A 621-nucleotide genomic window follows, 5' to 3' on the forward strand; every position below is an offset into this window, starting at 1 on the left:
TCGAAGCGGCGCGCTGCCTGGGGATCAGCCAGACGGCGATCATGTTCCGCCACATTCTACCGAACGCCATCAGCCCGATTATCGTTGCCGCCACGCTGGAGATCGGCAGCGCGATCATCGCCGAGTCGACCCTCTCGTTCCTCGGCGTCGGCTTCCCGCCCGACACGCCGACCTGGGGGCGCCTGGTGACCGATGGCAGTCAGTACCTGCAGGCGGCGCCGTGGCTGGCGCTCATTCCAGGCGCGCTGATCTTCCTCACCGTGTTGAGCATCAACTTCATGGGCGATGGGCTGCGCGATGCGCTTGATCCGAGGTCGAGGCTATGAGCGGAGGTTAGGGGGGTTTAAGGGTTAAGGGTTAAGGGTTAGGGGTTAGAGATCAGGATCGCCGTATGAGACGTATGGCTCTGAGTGTTCCTGGAGATAGCGTTCTGATGCAGCTCTCAGCTTGGTAATCATCGATGAGAGCATGCGCAAACACTCATCTGTCAGCGATATCATACGCTCGTATGACTCATCCGTGATAAGTTTGCAGTCACGGGCAACGTGAAGCCAGTAGTCGGTTTCATTTGCAGAAGCACGGGCGATCCGGAGATAGCGAGCATATTCCTTGCCAGTATCT

At 58.3% G+C, this 621-nt stretch carries 2 protein-coding genes; one reads left to right on the forward strand and one right to left on the reverse strand.

The genetic code is table 11. The features are described from left to right. Positions 1-326 (forward strand): ABC transporter permease (locus tag NZ923_10770; protein ID MCS7230488.1); only part of this gene is annotated, 326 nt, incomplete at its 5' end. 45 nt (positions 327-371) lie between these two features. Here the strand turns inward: NZ923_10770 and NZ923_10775 are convergent. Beyond that, positions 372-621: four helix bundle protein (locus NZ923_10775; protein ID MCS7230489.1), on the reverse strand; the 250-nt coding region annotated here is incomplete at its 5' end.

This window comes from Candidatus Kryptonium sp., from assembly GCA_025060635.1.
GTDB lineage: Bacteria > Bacteroidota > Ignavibacteria > Kryptoniales > Kryptoniaceae > Kryptonium.